Source organism: Pseudomonas sp. Pme6b (assembly GCF_058129925.1).
The window spans coordinates 5682972-5699378 of the sequence record NZ_CM176704.1 but is presented as its reverse complement, the minus strand read 5'-3'; the positions used below and the strand labels follow the sequence as shown (position 1 = coordinate 5699378).

Below are 16407 nucleotides of genomic sequence, written 5' to 3'. Positions count from 1 at the left end.
TTGATAACCGCAGCCCCCTTAACGTCCGATCATCGGCAGGTTCAAGCCCTGCTCTCTGGCACAGTCGATGGCAATGTCATAACCGGCATCGGCATGGCGCATCACACCGGTGGCCGGGTCGTTATGAAGGACGCGGGCGATGCGTTCGGCGGCTTCGTCCGTACCGTCACAGACGATCACCATGCCGGAGTGCTGCGAGAAGCCCATGCCCACGCCGCCGCCGTGGTGCAGCGAAACCCAGGTCGCGCCGCTGGCGGTATTGAGCAGGGCATTGAGCAGCGGCCAGTCGGAGACGGCATCGGAGCCATCGCGCATGGATTCGGTTTCGCGGTTGGGGCTGGCGACCGAACCGGAGTCCAGGTGGTCGCGGCCGATTACCACCGGTGCCGACAGCTCGCCGCTGCGAACCATTTCATTGAAGGCCAGACCCAGCTTGGCGCGCTGACCCAGGCCGACCCAGCAGATGCGCGCGGGCAGCCCCTGAAAACTGATGCGTTCACGGGCCATGTCCAGCCAGTTGTGCAGGTGATCGTCGTCGGGAATCAGTTCCTTGACCTTGGCGTCGGTCTTGTAGATGTCTTCTGGGTCACCCGACAGCGCGGCCCAGCGGAACGGCCCGATGCCGCGGCAGAACAACGGGCGGATGTAGGCCGGGACGAAACCGGGGAAATCGAAGGCATTGGCGACGCCGACTTCTTTGGCCATCTGGCGAATGTTGTTGCCATAGTCGAAGGTAGGAATGCCCGCTTGCTGGAAGGCGAGCATGGCTTCGACGTGTTCGGCCATCGATTGCTTGGCCGCCTTGACCACACTGGCCGGCTCGCTGACCGAGCGGGCACGGTACTCGTCCCAGGTCCAGCCTTTGGGCAGGTAGCCATTGAGCGGGTCGTGGGCGCTGGTCTGGTCGGTGACCATGTCCGGGCGCACACCGCGACGGACCATTTCCGGCAGAATTTCTGCTGCGTTGCCGCACAGGGCGATGGAGATGGCTTTGCCTTCGGCGGTGTATTTGGCAATGCGCGCCAGAGCGTCATCCAGATCAGCGGCCTGTTCGTCGACGTAGCGGGTCTTGATGCGGAAATCGATACGGCTCTGCTGACATTCGATGTTCAGCGAGCAGGCCCCGGCCAATGTCGCGGCCAGCGGCTGCGCGCCACCCATGCCGCCCAAACCTGCGGTCAGCACCCAGCGACCCTTGAGATTGCCGTCATAGTGCTGGCGTCCGGCTTCGACGAAGGTTTCGTAGGTGCCTTGCACGATTCCCTGGCTGCCGATGTAGATCCAGCTGCCTGCGGTCATCTGGCCATACATTGCCAGGCCCTTGGCATCCAGTTCGTTGAAGTGCTCCCAGCTGGCCCAGTGCGGCACCAGGTTGGAATTGGCGATCAGTACGCGCGGGGCGTTGCTGTGGGTCTTGAACACACCAACCGGCTTGCCGGACTGCACCAGCAGGGTCTCATCATCGTTGAGCTGAGTGAGGCTTTCGACGATTTTGTCGTAGCACTCCCAGTTGCGCGCAGCGCGACCGATGCCACCATAAACCACCAACTCGTTGGGGTTCTCGGCGACTTCCGGGTCGAGGTTGTTCATCAACATGCGCAGCGGCGCTTCGGTCAGCCAGCTTTTGGCTGTCAATTGAGTGCCGCGGGCAGCCCGTACGACGCCTTCGCGATGGCGGGTCCAGTTCTGCTTCAGGTCTTGATTATTCTCGGTCACAAAAAAATCCTCGGCGATCAATGCGAACCAGCCCGTTGAAGGGCGAACAGTGCCTGGCGAAGCAGGCCGATTCAGTCCAGTAGAAAGACAGAATGTCTAGCCTGTCTCTACTTGTACATACAAGCATATGCAATCAGAAGACCAACTTTGTCTGGCGGCTGTTCATTGATCGTTCGATGGCCCTGCGGCTCAGTGTTTTCAAGGGGTAGCGGACTTTTCCGAGCAGGCGAACAATGTGTGAGGCGAGGTCAGGCGTGTTACCTGAAGCGTGATTTGCGCGCTTTTGGGGCGGCAGGTAACAGAATGGTGCGGTAAATGTGCGCAGGGTCGCAGGGTCAACATCGGTCATTTATAGATACCTGAAAAATCCCCGTTGGGAGGGCCTGAATTGTGTTGCCTGAGGATGGGAACGATCCCGCTCAAGCATGCGTCATACCCAAGCCTGAGCGAGCATTCACTGGCCCCCGATTAGTCTTTACGGGCACTTTCATGTTTAATTTGAACGCTCGTTCAAGTTAAACCGGTGGTTCGCTGCCCGCTCACAACAGGAGGCTTACCCTTGCCGTATCCGCTTTTTGCAGTTGGTTTTATCAGTCCGGAGGCACGCAACCGATGAGCTCTCCGAGTACTTCTTCAAGCGGCAACGTCCGCATGAACGCTCCAGTGTTCTACTTCGCCGCGAGCTTTATTCTGATTTTTGGCATCGTTGTCATTGCCTTCCCGCAAGCCAGCGGAGAATGGCTGCTGGCGGCGCAAAACTGGGCGGCCAATACGGTCGGCTGGTACTACATGATGGTCATGACGCTGTATCTGGTCTTCGTGGTGGTCACCGCCTTGTCGGGCTTCGGCAAGATCAAGCTCGGCGCCGACCACGACGAACCCGAGTTCAGTTACCTGTCATGGGCCGGGATGCTGTTTGCCGCCGGCATCAGCATCACGCTGTTCTTTTTCTGCGTTTCAGAGCCACTGACGCACCTGCTGCAACCGCCGCAGGGCGAAGGCGGTACGGCTGAGGCCGCGCGTCAGGGCATGCAGTTGCTGTTTCTGCACTGGGGCCTGCATGGCTGGGGCGTGTTTGCCTTTGTCGGCATGGCGCTGGCCTACTTCGCTTATCGCCACAACCTGCCGCTGGCCCTGCGTTCGGCGTTGTACCCGCTGATCGGCAAGCGCATCAATGGCCCTATCGGTTACGCGGTCGATGGCTTCGGCATCATTGCGACCATCTTCGGCTTGGGCGCAGACATGGGCTTCGGGGTATTGCACCTCAATTCCGGTCTGGATTACCTGTTTGGCGTGGCGCATACCCACTGGATTCAGGTCGGTCTGATTACCCTGATGATGGGCGCGGCGATTCTGGTCGCGATAGCCGGTGTCGACAAGGGCGTGCGCGTCATGTCCGACATCAACATGCTGCTGGCCTGTGCGCTGCTGCTGTTCGTGCTGTTTGCCGGCCCGACTCAGCACTTGCTCAACACGCTGGTGCAGAACATCGGTGACTACCTGGGTGCACTGCCGAGCAAGAGTTTCGACGTGTATGCCTACAACGAGCCGAGTGACTGGCTGGGCGGCTGGACCGTGTTCTATTGGGCCTGGTGGATTGCCTGGGCGCCGTTCGTGGGCCTGTTCATTGCGCGCATCTCGCGTGGCCGGACCATCCGTGAGTTCGTCTTCGGTGTGTTGCTGATCCCGCTGGGTTTCACCCTGGCCTGGATGTCGATCTTCGGCAACAGCGCCATCGATCAGGTGCTCAACCACGGCATGACTGCGCTGGGCCAGTCGGCCATCGATGATCCGTCGATGACCCTGTACCTGCTGCTGGAAACCTATCCGTGGAGCAAGACTGTCATTGCGGTCACGGTATTTATCAGCTTTGTGTTCTTTGTCACCTCTGCCGATTCGGGCACGGTGGTGCTGTCGACGCTTTCCGCCAAAGGCGGCAACCCTGACGAAGACGGTCCGAAATGGCTGCGGGTGTTCTGGGGTGTGGCGACTGCACTGATCACCAGCGGCCTGCTGTTCTCGGGCAGTATCGATGCGCTTAAATCAGCGGTGGTGCTGACGTCGTTGCCGTTCTCGCTGATCCTGCTACTGATGATGTGGGGCCTGCACAAAGCGTTCGTCATGGAATCCCAGCGCCAGATTGCGCAACTGTATTCGCTGGCACCAGTGTCCGGCTCACGACGTGGCGGCTGGCGTCAGCGTCTGAGCCAGGCCGTGCATTACCCGTCGCGAGACGAGGTGTATCGCTTCCTTGACCAGACCGTGCGTCCAGCGATTGAAGAAGTGACAGCGGTGTTTGTCGAGAAGGGCTTGAGCGTGGTCAACGTACCTGACCCTTCCAACGACTCGGTGACCCTGGAAATCGGTCACGGCGAAGAGCGTCCGTTCATCTATCAGGTGCAGATGAAGGGCTTCTTCACCCCTTCGTTCGCGCGTGGCGGCATGGGTTCCAAACAGTTGAACAACCGCCGCTACTACCGCGCCGAGGTTCACCTGAGCGAAGGCAGTCAGGACTACGATCTGGTGGGCTACACCAAGGAACAGGTCATCAACGACGTGCTCGACCAGTACGAACGGCATATGCAGTTCTTGCATCTGGTGCGGTGATAGAGGATTAAGAGCACCTATCGTCCCTCACGCTCTGCGCCGCGCCTCATGTTCAGGCGAGGACGCAGAGCGTCCAGAACGGCATGCGACGCGGAGCGTCGCACGATGGCTGAAGTCATCGTTCTACGCCCCCCAGCGTAGGCTTGAGATTGCGTCGGGCTCACGTACTCTCGCGCTCTACCAACCGGCACTCCAGCAAATTCAGCCGCTGTATGTCTCCCTCCACCGGCAACACGCCAAGGCTTTCAAGCACACGCGTTGCGGCCAGTACGCCGATCTCCAATGCTGGCGGTTTGATAGTGGTCAGGCTAGGGAGCATCATTTCTGCGAAGGCGTAATCGCCAAAGCCCATCACGGCACAATCCTTCGGTATATGCAGGCCTGCGCGCTGGCTGGCGAGCAGGGCGCCGGCTGCCAGGTTGTCGTTGGCGAAGAAGATGGCGTCGGGGCGCGGTGTTTGGCTCATTAGTGTTTCCATGGCCTGTTTGCCTGCTTCGAACGGCGCGCGTCCGGCGTCAGGGACAAAGACCCACGGTTTGATGCCGAGCCCTTCAAGTGTGGCGATATAGCCGTCACGCCGCTCCAGTGCGCTGAAGTCGCCTGCGATGCTGTTCTGCACGAACGCGATGCGGCTTGTCGTACAAATAGCGGGCTGCCGTGACGCCGACGTCATAGTGAGAAAAGCCAATCTGGATCGGGCTGCGTTCGGGCTGGTGGTCCCAGGTTTCGATCACCGGGACATCGGTCTGCTCGATCATTTTCTCGGTAGCCGGGCTGTGGAAACGACTGGTCAGCACCAGTGCTGCCGGTGACCAGCCCAGAAACGCCCGCACTGCGCTTTCTTCCTGTTCGGCGGAAAAGTAGCTGGAGGCCAGCAGCAACTGAAAACCATGCTGGCTCAGCGTGTCGCTGAAACCCTGAATGGTGTTGGCGAAGATCGGCCCGGAGATGTTGGGAATCACCATCGCTACCACCCGGCTGCGCGCCGACGCCAGGCCGCCTGCCACCAGATTGGGCACATAGCCCAGCGCATTAACCACGGCTGCAATCCGCTCACGCAGTTCGGGCGAGACTTGCTCCGGCTGATTGAAATAGCGCGATACGGTAATGGCCGAGACACCGGCCTCACGCGCCACTGCCGTGATCGTCACCCGGCCTGCGCCTCGGCGTTTGCGTGTCGCGGGTTTCTCGTCGGCCATGCTCGATCACTTCGTATAAAAGTAAAAAGAATATAAAACTAATTTTTCAGTATTGGACGATCTATTCGCCGTTTCCTGATACTGGCTATGTTAGCGCTAACAAAGATGGTTTGTCTGCTACTCGCCACCGCGAATGCCCGGACCCCGGTTTAGCCAGCAATCAACAGGCGTCAGTGCGTATCGCATTGTCGGATCAGGGCATATTTCAGGTAGGCACGCAGATGCACACAACACATGGGGATAGCATCAAACACACACTACTGGCGCAAGCCATCGATCAGGCTCATGCGGCGCGGGGGCGCCGTTATGGCTGGCTGTTGATGGGGCTTGCGGCGTTGCCGTGGGTTCCGGCAATGGCAGATAACGCAGCAACGCAGAGCACTGAAACGGTAGCGCTGGAGTCCGTCACCGTAACGGCCACGCGCCGTGAAGAGTCGCTGCAAAAAGTACCGGTCGCAGTTTCGGTAATTCAGGGCGAACAGCTGGAGCGGGACAATCGCAACGGCGTGGCCAGCATCGTTCAGCAAGTGCCTTCGCTGAATTTCCGTACCGGTGCGTCCAACAAGGACACCTCGCTGTTCATTCGCGGTGTCGGCACCATTTCCACCTCGCCGGGTGTCGAGCCTACAGTGGCGACAGTCATCGATGGCGTGGTGTACGCGCGTCCGGGCCAGGCCACGCTGGACCTGCTCGACCTTGAGCGCATCGAAGTGCTGCGCGGCCCGCAAGGTACGTTGTTTGGCAAGAATGCCTCGGCTGGCGTGCTCAACGTCACTACCAAGGCGCCGACCGAAGAGACCCACGGTTACATCGATCAGTCGTATTACAGCGGCAACGAAAGCCGCACCCGTTTCGGCATCGGCGGCAGTCTGATTCCGCAAACCCTCAAGGGCTCGATTACCACGCTGTTCGGCAGCTATGACGGCAACGTCGATAACAAGCTCAACGGTCAGGAAGTTAACGGTTACAACCGCAAGGGCGCACGCGGCAAGCTGGAATTCACACCCAACGACGACATCACCTTCACCCTTGCCGCGGACTACATGCAGTCCCATGACGACGCGCCAAACGGCGTGGTGAGCAAGGCGCTGACCCCGGCGTTCGCCAGTGCGCTGTCACCGGTGCGCGCCGACAGTGACAACCGCAACGTGCTTAGTGATTACCGCAGCCATGTCGAGGACGTCAACAAGGGCCTGTCCGGCCAGCTTGACTGGCAACTGGGCGATTACACCCTGACCTCCATCACCGCCTGGCGGGGCTGGGATAACACCCAGTATCAGGATGGCGACCGTCTCGGCACCGTCACCGCTGCATTCCCCGGCACCGAAGACAAAGGCGATCTGGAGTTCAATCAGTACTCTCAGGAGCTACGTCTGGCATCGCCAAAGGGCCAGTTTGTCGAGTATGTCGGCGGTCTGTTCTATATGCATGGCAAGAGCGACGAGACCTACCAGCGCACGCTCATCACGCCAACCCGTCAGGACCGTGGTATCGCCGATTACAGCACCACCACCGACAGCTATTCGGTATTCGGCGAAACCACCTTCAACTTCACCCCGGACTTCCGTGCGATTGCCGGGGCGCGCTGGACCCACGATGATCTGGAATACGACCATCGCCGCGTTTCGACATCGGCGACCACGGTCAGCGGCATTCAGCCTGCGACCAGCAGTTCCGGTTCGGTGGACGAGGATGGCAAGTCCGGGCGGCTGGGTCTGCAATATGACCTGAGCGACAGCGTGATGACCTACATCACCTACTCGCGCGGCTATAAAGGCCCGGCTTACAACGTGTTCTTCAACATGCAGCCGCGTGACACCGACGCTTTGAAACCGGAGACCTCGAACACCTGGGAAGTCGGGGTCAAGGCCACCACCTGGAACAATCGCCTGACCACCAACCTGGCGGTGTTCCATAGCGATTACGATAACTATCAGGCGAACTTCTTCGACAGCGTTGCCGGGCAGGTCGTTACGCGGCTGATCAACGCAGGCAGTGTCAGTACTGAAGGCGTCGAACTGGATTACGCCTTGCAGGCCACCCGTAACCTGAAATTCTCCGGCGCGCTGTCTTACACCAAGGCGCGCATCGACAGCTTTGCCTGCCCGGCCGGTGCAGCGGCGTCGTGCAACGTCGATGGCAAAACCCTGCCGTATAGCCCTGACTGGAAAAGCTACGTTCGTGCCGACTACACCATCCCGCTGGACAACGGTCTGGATATCGAGTTGGGCACCGATTACAGCTGGCAGAGCGAAGTGCAGTACGACATCAGCCAGAACCCGGACACCAAGCAAGGCGCTTACGGCATCTGGAATGCCAGCGTGGCATTGGCCGATTACAACAGTGGCTGGCGCGTGGCGCTGCTCGGCAAGAATCTGGCAGACAAGTCCTATTCGCCGATGCTGGCCACCGGTGGTAGCTATGTTTACCGGTCTGTACCGTGTGATAACGAGCGTTATTTCGGCGTACAGCTACGCAAGGATTTTTGAGTCGTGGCACGCGGTAACACAGTAAGGAGTGAAGAATGAGCACGACTGCTCGACAGATGAAACTCGGCGCTTTTCTGATGGCCACCGGGCACCACGTTGCGGCTTGGCGTCACCCTGATGTGCCTGCCGATGCAGGGCTGGATTTCAAGCACTATCGGCACGTGGCCAAGGTCGCGGAAGCGGCAAAATTCGATACGTTGTTCGTGGCCGACAGCGTGGCTGCCGCCACCGGCGATATCGCCAGCCGCATGGCCCGCTCTGATCATTTCGAGCCGCTGACTCTGCTCTCGGCGTTGAGCGCGGTGACCGATCACATCGGTCTGATCGCGACGGCGACCACCACCTACAACGAGCCGTATCACGTTGCTCGCAAGTTCGCCTCGCTGGATCACTTGTCCGGGGGGCGAGCGGGCTGGAATCTGGTGACCTCCGATGCCGCCGCCGAAGCGCAGAACTTCGGGCGCGCCGAGCATGTGGGGCATGCCGAGCGCTATAGCCGCGCACGGGAGTTTCATCAGGTGGTGACCGGCCTGTGGGACAGCTGGGCAGATGACGCGTTTACCCGCGACAAGACCAGCGGTGAATATTACGACCCGGCCAAATTACATGTGCTCAATCATCAGGGTGAGCACTTCAGTGTCAAAGGCCCGCTGAACGTGGCGCGTTCGCCGCAAGGGCAGCCCGTGGTCGTGCAGGCGGGTTCCTCTGAAGTCGGCCGCGATCTGGCGGCGCAGACCGCGGAAGTGGTGTTCACCGCACAGACCTCGCTGGCCAGTGCCCAGGCGTTTTATGCGGACATCAAGGGCCGCCTTGGCGGATACGGACGTGACGCAGATTCGTTGAAAGTCATGCCCGGCGTGTTCATCGTCGTGGCCGAAACCGAGGCGTTGGCGAAAGCGAAATTCGAGTCGTTTCAGGAGCTGGTCGAGCCTCAGGTGGGTGTCGCCCTGTTAGGCCGTATGCTGGGCAATTTCGACCTGTCGGGCTACCCGCTGGACGGCCCGTTGCCAGAGCTGCCGCTAACTGACAGCGGCCAGCGCAGCCGGCAGAAACTGCTCACCGAACTGGCCGATCAGGAAAACCTGACCCTGGCGCAGCTGGGACGGCGGATTGCCGGTGGGCGAGGGCATTACAGCCTGATCGGTACGCCTGAGCAGATCGCCGATGAGCTGCAAACCTGGTTCGAACACGGCGCGGCAGACGGCTTCAACGTGCTGGTGCCGCATTTGCCGGGAGGTCTGGAAGACGTCGCGCAATTGCTGGTGCCGGAGCTACAGCGGCGCGGGCTGTTTCGTACTGAATATGAAGGCACAACGTTGCGCGAGAACCTGGGGCTGCAGCGGCCTGCTTACAAATTTTGATCGTTGCCGCATGCAAGTCCTGATGAGCGCAGAAAGCGGGCTTCTGCCCGCAGGGCGTGGGAGCGACCGGGGCGGTGGTCCGCATTGTTCGCGAAGACGGTATTTCAGACGATGAATTTTCAGTGCTTGTACCGGCCCTTTCGCGAACAAGTTCGCTCCCACGGCCTTCGGCCAGAATCAAAGGCAGATTTTTATACAGAATTAAGGGATCCCCCATGAAACCATTCACGTTTATCGCCGCCATTCTGGCTTTCAGCGGTTTGCTCAACACAGCCTTTGCCGACGAACTTGGCACTCTGCGCATTGGCTATCAGAAGGGCTCGATCACGCTGGTGCTGGCCAAGGAACATGGCCTTCTGGAGAAGCGCTTTGCTGCTACAAAAGTCAAATGGATCGAATTCCCGGCCGGGCCGCAGATGCTTGAAGCACTGAATATCGGCAGTCTGGACATTGCCTCTACCGGTGACATTCCGCCGATCTTTGCTCAGGTTGCCGGGGCAGACCTGGTCTACATCGGCGCAGAACCGGCCAAGCCAGAGGCGGAAACCATACTGGTGCGCAACGAAAGCCCGCTGCACAGCGTGGCAGAGCTGAAAGGCCGCAAGGTCGCACTTCAGAAAGGCTCCAGCTCGCATAACGTGGTGTTGCGCTTGTTGAACAAGGCAGGGTTGACGTTCAAGGATGTTCAGCCGATTTACCTGACCCCCGCCGATGCCCGCGCCGCCTTTGAAAACGGCAGTGTCGATGCCTGGGCAATCTGGGACCCGTACTACTCCATCGCCCTGAACGAAGGCCATAGCCGCCTGCTGGCCAATGGCGAAGGGCTTGGACTGTCCGGGCCGTTCTATACCGCACGCCGGGCTTTTGCCGAGAAAAATGCGGCGTTTGTGCAGCAGGTTCTCGACGAACTGACGGTGGCCGATGGGCTGACTCGCTCGCAACGCAACGAAAGCATTCAGATCCTGGCGCGCAGCATGGGCTTGTCCGAAGCGGTCATCACTCAGTATCTTGATCATCGACCTGAATCACCCAGCCTGCCGATCACAGCAGAGATCGTGCGTGCGCAGCAGGCGACCGCCGATCTGTTTTACGACAACCACCTGATACCCAAGCGGGTCGATATCCAGCAGGTGGTCTGGCAAAAGCCATGATTCTTGCGCGGCGAGCAGACGCTTCTGGCTCGCCAACGCACCGCAAGACGCCTCGAATATCCCCCAGACAAGAGAGGATTCAATGACTTACATCGCTGCCGAAAATCGTTACAACGACATGCCTTATCGCCGTACCGGCCGCAGCGGGCTGGTGCTTCCGGCGCTGTCGCTCGGCCTGTGGCACAACTTCGGTGACAGCACGCCGATCGACACTCAGCGCGCCATGCTGCGCACAGCGTTCGATCTGGGCATCAACCATTTCGACCTGGCCAACAACTATGGCCCGCCCTACGGCAGCGCCGAGATCAACTTCGGTCGCCTGCTGCGCGAAGACTTCAAGCACTACCGCGATGAACTGATCATCTCCAGCAAGGCTGGCTGGGACATGTGGCCAGGGCCGTACGGGCAGGGCGGTGGTTCGCGTAAATACGTGCTTGCCAGCCTCGATCAGAGCCTGCAGCGCATGGGCCTGGATTACGTCGATATTTTCTACTCGCACCGCTTCGATCCGGACACCCCGCTGGAAGAAACCGCCAGCGCGCTGGCTACGGCAGTGCAGCAGGGCAAGGCGTTGTATATCGGCATCTCGTCGTATTCCGGGGCCAAGACCCGCGAAATAGCGGCGCTGCTCAAAGAGTGGAAAGTGCCGTTGCTGATTCACCAGCCGGCCTACAACCTGCTCAACCGCTGGGTCGAGAAAGACCTGCTCGACGCGACTGAAGAGCTGGGCGCTGGCGTGATCGCGTTTACTGCGCTGGCCCAAGGGCTGCTGTCGGACAAGTACCTGAACGGCGTGCCCAAGGATGCGCGGGTCAATCGTCCGGGCGGCGGCTCGTTACAGGCTTCGCACCTGTCCGAGCAGAACATCGCCCACGTGCGTGCGCTCAACGAAATCGCCCAGCGTCGTGGTCAGAGCCTGGCACAAATGGCCCTGGCCTGGACGCTGCGTGACCCGCGCGTGACGTCAGCGCTGATCGGTGCGAGCCGTCCCGAGCAGATTGTCGAAAACGTCGGCGCACTGAAGAACCTGGCGTTCAGCCCGGAAGAACTGGCCGAGATCGACAGCTTTGCGGTAGAAGGCGGAATCAACCTGTGGGAAAAGCCGTCACTGGCTGAGTAAGCACAGCCGTTTCCGGGTAATAAGTCAGGCCCTGCGTGGGCCGCCATCGCACGTTGAAAAATGCGCTTGGCGGCTCACTCGCCTGCACCGGCAGCAATGCCGGGTTGTTCAGTGGCTTCCACTGGATAACGAAGAAGGAGGTCCTCATGATTTTTTCCTTCTGCCCTCGGCAATGATCAATGGGTCGGCTGAGTACTGCGATGGAATCTCGTCCAGTGTCCAGAGATGAAACGCTGCGGCCGGGGCGAAATCCGGGTCTGGCGGCGCCTTGGTGTGATACTCGGGATAGTGCGTCTGAAAGTCGATGGCGGCCTGCACGAGCATTGGTTCACTGAAGCGCCTGCCCCAGAACGCCGCCGTAATGGGTAATTGCTTTGGCACGCCTGTCGCGCCATGACCGATGGGCAGTGTCAGCATGGGCCAGGCCAGCGCGTTGGGCATATCGAAGTACATACGCTGTACCGGGAGTGTCTTCGCCAGTGCGCCTGCCCGCTCGCCGATGTGAGCTCCGAGCGGTAGCACCATCATGAAGTCAATCTGATAGTCATTCAGTACCTTTTCAAAACCTCCCTGTTGTTGACGACGTCTGTTCTCCGCTTCAAGTCTGATCCCCACTGGAATGAGTGAGGCAGCCTGATCGAAGGACTCCGGATGTCTTTGTAGCAAATAGTCTCTGTGGTCTTGATTCTCCAGCAAGTCTGCAAAATCGCGCACGGCCGACCAGTGCCGGGTTTCCAGTTGGTTGGCGTAACTGGTAACGGCTTGAGCGTTGACGCTCATCAGAATGCTGCCATCACTGTTCAGCAGGTCATGAATGGGTTCTGGCGAGGAGTAAGGAATGTTTTCAAGGATTTCAGCATCCAGCCAAGGAAAGTCGATGACCTTGGCACCCAGCGCTACAAGCTGATCTTTGAACCTGATGAAGGCAGCGCCGTAGTCCTGATCGTAAGACTGCGCAGGTGGTTGGCCTGGCGAAGACATCCAGTCCGTCTGCGGAATGCCTATGGTCAGCCCTTCCAGAGGAACAGAGCCGGGGGTAGGGGTAATGCAAAGCTGCTCGCCTATCGATGGGGCCGACAAGCTTTGCGGGTCGTTTTCTCCATCAGGGCCGGCAATGATGGACAGTATCAGCGACGCATCGCGAATCGAACGGGCCATGGGGCCGACCACATCCCAACCGCTTCGCAGTGGCATCACGCCAGCGCCAGACACCAGCCCCAGCGATGGTTTTATTGCGCTGGCACCATTGGCTGCGGCAGGAATGATAATCGAGCCGGCCGTCTCTTCGCCCAGCGCTGCGGCGCACAGACGCGCCACCGGAGCGACCCCCGAGCCCTGACTGGACCCGCCTGGCGTACGTGTAGGGTCCCACGCATTCCCAGCAAACTGGCCGACCGTATGGGTCGAGAGTTCGGAGCAGATGGTATGACCGATAATGATTGCGCCCTGAGCCCTTAGCCGGGCTACGCATGTTGCATCACGTAATGCCAGGTTGCCGGAAAAAGCCTGAGTGCCGTTTTTGCTTTCAAGGCCCTGGAGGGCGAAGGAGTCTTTTATGCCGAAGGGGATTCCGCACAGCGGAGGTGCCGGACCGCGTTCATCGTCTGGAGTGGTCAGCCATTGATCGGCGAGTATTGCCTGCTTCAACAGTGTCGAGAAATCTTCCAGCCGCACAAAAGCGTTGTATTTGCCGTTATTGCCGTAGGTTTCTTCCGGGCCATTGAACTGAAGGATGCGGTTCCAGTACGCCATGAACAGTTGTTCAGAGGTCAGCTTTTCAGGATTGCCCTCGCGCAGCAGTGCGGCGAGTTCGACGATGTCGTAGTCAACAATCCGCTCGCGTTTTTCAATGCTGGCACCATGCGGCAGTGCTGCAAGCAAACGTAAATTATTGGCGTGCTGTCGGGCGTCAGGTTCGCCGAGTAATTTATTTTCCATATTGATCAGCTCCTTATGACTCCTTGAGTGGAGTCAAAAGAAGCTAATCATTAACGGGCGGGTAACTGTCAGAAATGACAGTGCCTGAGACGGCTCAGCCCTCGTCAGCCTCGTCGTCATCCCCGCCATCGACCTTCATGCCCAGTTCCTTGATCTTGCGGGTCAAGGTGTTGCGGCCCCAGCCCAGCAGCACGGCGGCGTCGCGGCGGCGGCCGGCGGTGTGCTTGAGGGCGGTTTCGATCATGATCCGCTCGAAAGTCGGCACAGCGCTGTCCAACAGGCTGGACTGACCGCGAGACAACGCCTGGTCGGCCCACTGACGCAGCGCCTGTTCCCAGTTGGTGACCGGTGCTGCGTCCTGCGGCAGGCTCAGCAGTTCTGGTGGCAGATCGCTGATGTGCACTTCACGGCCCGAGGCCATGACCGTGATCCAGCGGCAAGTGTTTTCCAGCTGTCGCACGTTGCCAGGCCACGGCAGATGCTTGAGGTATTCCTCGGTCTCGGCCTTGAGCAGCTTGGGTTCGACTGCCAGTTCCTGAGCCGCACGGCTGAGGAAGTGCTTGGCCAGGGTCGGGATGTCCTCGCGGCGGTCCGACATGCGCGGAATGTGGATACGGATCACGTTCAGGCGATGGAACAAGTCCTCACGGAACTTGCCGGCCTGTACCAGGGTTTCCAGGTTCTGGTGTGTCGCGGCAATGATCCGCACATCGACCTTGACCGGCGTGTGCCCGCCTACCCGGTAGAACTCGCCATCGGCCAGCACGCGCAGCAGACGGGTCTGGGTGTCGGCTGGCATATCGCCGATTTCATCGAGAAACAGTGTGCCGCCGTCGGCCTGTTCAAAACGACCGCGACGCAGGTTGGCCGCGCCGGTGAATGCGCCTTTTTCGTGGCCGAACAGCTCTGACTCCATCAAGTCCTTGGGAATCGCCGCCATGTTCAGTGCAATGAACGGCGAGGCCGAACGCGGGCTGTGGCGGTGCAGTGCATGAGCGACCAACTCTTTACCGGTCCCCGACTCACCGTTAATCAGAACAGTGATGTTGGAGTGGCTCAGGCGCCCGATAGCGCGAAATACTTCCTGCATCGCTGGCGCTTCGCCAATGATTTCAGGGGTGCGGGTCAGGGTCGGTGCGACGTCCAAGCCTTGCTGTTCCTGGGCGTGCTGATTGGCGCGTTTGACCAGCGAGACGGCTTCATCGACGTCGAACGGCTTGGGCAGGTACTCGAAAGCGCCACCCTGATAAGACGCCACGGCGCTGTCCAGATCTGAATGGGCGGTCATGATGATCACCGGCAGACGTGGATGCTGCTCGCGAATCCGCGCCAGCAGGTCCAGACCACTGGCACCGGGCATGCGGATGTCGGAAATGATCACGTCCGGCTGCTGACGGGCCAGACGGCTCATCACCCCGTCGGCGCTGTCGAAGCTCTGCGTGGTCATGCCTTCCTGTTGCAAGGCCTTTTCCAGTACCCAGCGGATAGAACGATCGTCGTCTACGATCCAGACAGTTTCACTACGGCTCATGTCGAAGCTGCTCCTTGTTCCAGCGGCAGGAAGATCGAGAACGTGGTGTGGCCGGGATGGCTGTCACACTCGATCAGGCCCTGGTGCTGGCTGATGATGTTCTGGGTAATGGCAAGACCTAGCCCTGTGCCATCCGGGCGGCCACTGACCATCGGGTAAAAAATGGTTTCCTGAAGTTCGGCCGGAATACCGGGGCCGTTGTCGATGATTTCGATCTTGCTGACCAGCCGATGGCGAACGTGGCCGATAGTGAACTGACGCATGGCGCGGGTGCGCAGGGTGATTCGTCCCAGGCGCAGCTCGTTCTGGCCGCTGATGGCCTGCATGGCGTTGCGCACGATATTGAGCACGGCCTGGATCATTTGCTCGCGGTCGATCAAGACGTCGGGAATGCTTGGGTCATAGTCGCGCACCAGCGTGATGCAGCCCTGACTTTCGGCCTCGACCAGGCTGCACACTCGTTCAAGCACTTCGTGCACGTTGGTCATCGCCAGCGACGGCAGCTTGTTGGAACCGAGCATGCGGTCGACCAGATTACGCAGACGATCGGCCTCTTCGATGATCACGTTGGTGTAATCCTTGAGGCTTTCTTCAGGCAGCTCGCGGGCCAGCAGCTGTGCGGCGCCGCGAATGCCGCCCAGCGGATTCTTTATTTCGTGAGCCAGGCCACGCACCAGCATCTTGGTGGTTTCCTGCTTGGACAACTGGGCCTCTTCCTTGGTAATGCGCAGCAGCCTGTCACGTGGGTGCACTTCAAGCAGCAGCAGGGTATCGCCCTTGCTGAGGATCGGCGTCACGGCATAGTCGACAGTCAGTGTCTGACCGGTCAGTGCGGTGAGCATCGCTTCGCGCTTGGTGAAAGGATGAGCCTGTTCCACTGCCTGACGCAGCGAACTCAGTGCCTCAGCCGACTCGGTGAACAGCTCGCTGATGAATTGCCCATGGCTGCGCTGCCCGCTGATGGCGAGCAGCATTTCCGCTGCCGGGTTCATGTACTCAAGTCGCAGGTCGGCGTTGAGCAGAATGGTGGCAGTGGTCAGGTTATCCAGTAACAGTCTGTGCAGCGCGTCGCTGATAGTCATGAATCGTGTTGACCTCTTTTGGCACATTGCAGTTGCGCAATGCTGGTGCTGGTTGGTCTGCGCCAGCAGGAGCAAGGCCACCAATACGGTGCTGTCTCAGTGAAGTTGCAAAAACCAAACCAAGGCTCCGAAAAGAAGCGCTTTATCTGCAAAGTCGAGCCGTTTTTCGAGCGAGTGCCCGCATACGGCGCTACTTTCAGTGCGTTCCTGAAC

Annotated in this window: 9 protein-coding genes and 1 pseudogene; 5 read left to right on the top strand and 5 right to left on the bottom strand. The window is 59.6% G+C overall.

What is annotated here, in order from left to right; genetic code table 11:
* Positions 1–18 precede the first annotated feature (18 nt).
* Positions 19–1716, bottom strand: coding sequence for a urocanate hydratase (hutU, locus tag AC4ANE_RS25955; protein WP_002555730.1), 1698 nt, complete (start codon positions 1714–1716; stop codon positions 19–21).
* 651 nt (positions 1717–2367) lie between these two features.
* On the opposite strand from hutU, the gene betT reads away from it, so the two are divergent.
* Entirely contained in the window at positions 2368–4323 is a 1956-nt protein-coding gene (gene betT, locus AC4ANE_RS25950) for a choline transporter BetT (protein ID WP_004663279.1), read from the top strand.
* A gap of 160 nt (positions 4324–4483) precedes the next feature.
* Here the strand turns inward: betT and AC4ANE_RS25945 are convergent.
* Positions 4484–5522: pseudogene (locus tag AC4ANE_RS25945) on the bottom strand (LacI family DNA-binding transcriptional regulator).
* A 173-nt stretch (positions 5523–5695) separates the two neighbouring features.
* Here AC4ANE_RS25945 and AC4ANE_RS25940 point away from each other — a divergent pair.
* The 4 genes from AC4ANE_RS25940 (at position 5696) to mgrA (ending at position 11643) form a co-directional block, all read left to right on the top strand.
* On the top strand, positions 5696–8011 hold the full coding sequence (locus tag AC4ANE_RS25940; protein WP_460408604.1) for a TonB-dependent receptor: 2316 nt from the start codon (positions 5696–5698) through the stop codon (positions 8009–8011).
* 35 nt (positions 8012–8046) lie between these two features.
* Positions 8047–9372 (top strand): LLM class flavin-dependent oxidoreductase, encoded by a 1326-nt coding sequence (locus tag AC4ANE_RS25935; protein ID WP_002555726.1) that lies wholly within the window; start codon positions 8047–8049, stop codon positions 9370–9372.
* 215 nt (positions 9373–9587) lie between these two features.
* The gene (locus AC4ANE_RS25930; protein ID WP_002555725.1) at positions 9588–10523 is read left to right on the top strand and encodes a sulfonate ABC transporter substrate-binding protein; all 936 of its coding nucleotides are present in this window, start codon (positions 9588–9590) and stop codon (positions 10521–10523) included.
* A gap of 82 nt (positions 10524–10605) precedes the next feature.
* Positions 10606–11643: an L-glyceraldehyde 3-phosphate reductase gene (gene mgrA, locus AC4ANE_RS25925; protein ID WP_002555724.1), complete on the top strand. Its 1038-nt coding sequence runs from the start codon at positions 10606–10608 to the stop codon at positions 11641–11643.
* A 144-nt stretch (positions 11644–11787) separates the two neighbouring features.
* Here mgrA and AC4ANE_RS25920 read toward each other — a convergent pair whose 3' ends face one another.
* The 3 genes from AC4ANE_RS25920 to glnL all read right to left on the bottom strand — a co-directional run bounded on the left by AC4ANE_RS25920 (position 11788) and on the right by glnL (position 16194).
* Complete coding sequence (locus AC4ANE_RS25920; protein WP_002555722.1) at positions 11788–13581, bottom strand: amidase; 1794 nt, start codon at positions 13579–13581, stop codon at positions 11788–11790.
* A gap of 94 nt (positions 13582–13675) precedes the next feature.
* Positions 13676–15112: a nitrogen regulation protein NR(I) gene (gene ntrC / locus AC4ANE_RS25915; RefSeq protein ID WP_002555721.1), complete on the bottom strand. Its 1437-nt coding sequence runs from the start codon at positions 15110–15112 to the stop codon at positions 13676–13678.
* Positions 15109–16194 carry a nitrogen regulation protein NR(II) gene (gene glnL / locus AC4ANE_RS25910; RefSeq protein ID WP_002555720.1) on the bottom strand — a complete coding sequence of 362 codons (1086 nt, stop codon included), beginning with the start codon at positions 16192–16194 and terminating at the stop codon, positions 15109–15111. The genes ntrC and glnL overlap by 4 nt, the downstream gene beginning before the upstream one ends.
* Positions 16195–16407: the final 213 nt, after the last annotated feature.

Coding starts and splice junctions, on each gene's coding strand:
- glnL (WP_002555720.1), bottom strand. CDS start 16,194: ATGACTATCAGCGACGCGCTGCACAGACTGTTACTGGATAACCTGACC.
- AC4ANE_RS25920 (WP_002555722.1), bottom strand. CDS start 13,581: ATGGAAAATAAATTACTCGGCGAACCTGACGCCCGACAGCACGCCAAT.
- ntrC (WP_002555721.1), bottom strand. CDS start 15,112: ATGAGCCGTAGTGAAACTGTCTGGATCGTAGACGACGATCGTTCTATC.
- AC4ANE_RS25930 (WP_002555725.1), top strand. CDS start 9,588: ATGAAACCATTCACGTTTATCGCCGCCATTCTGGCTTTCAGCGGTTTG.
- betT (WP_004663279.1), top strand. CDS start 2,368: ATGAACGCTCCAGTGTTCTACTTCGCCGCGAGCTTTATTCTGATTTTT.
- mgrA (WP_002555724.1), top strand. CDS start 10,606: ATGACTTACATCGCTGCCGAAAATCGTTACAACGACATGCCTTATCGC.
- AC4ANE_RS25935 (WP_002555726.1), top strand. CDS start 8,047: ATGAGCACGACTGCTCGACAGATGAAACTCGGCGCTTTTCTGATGGCC.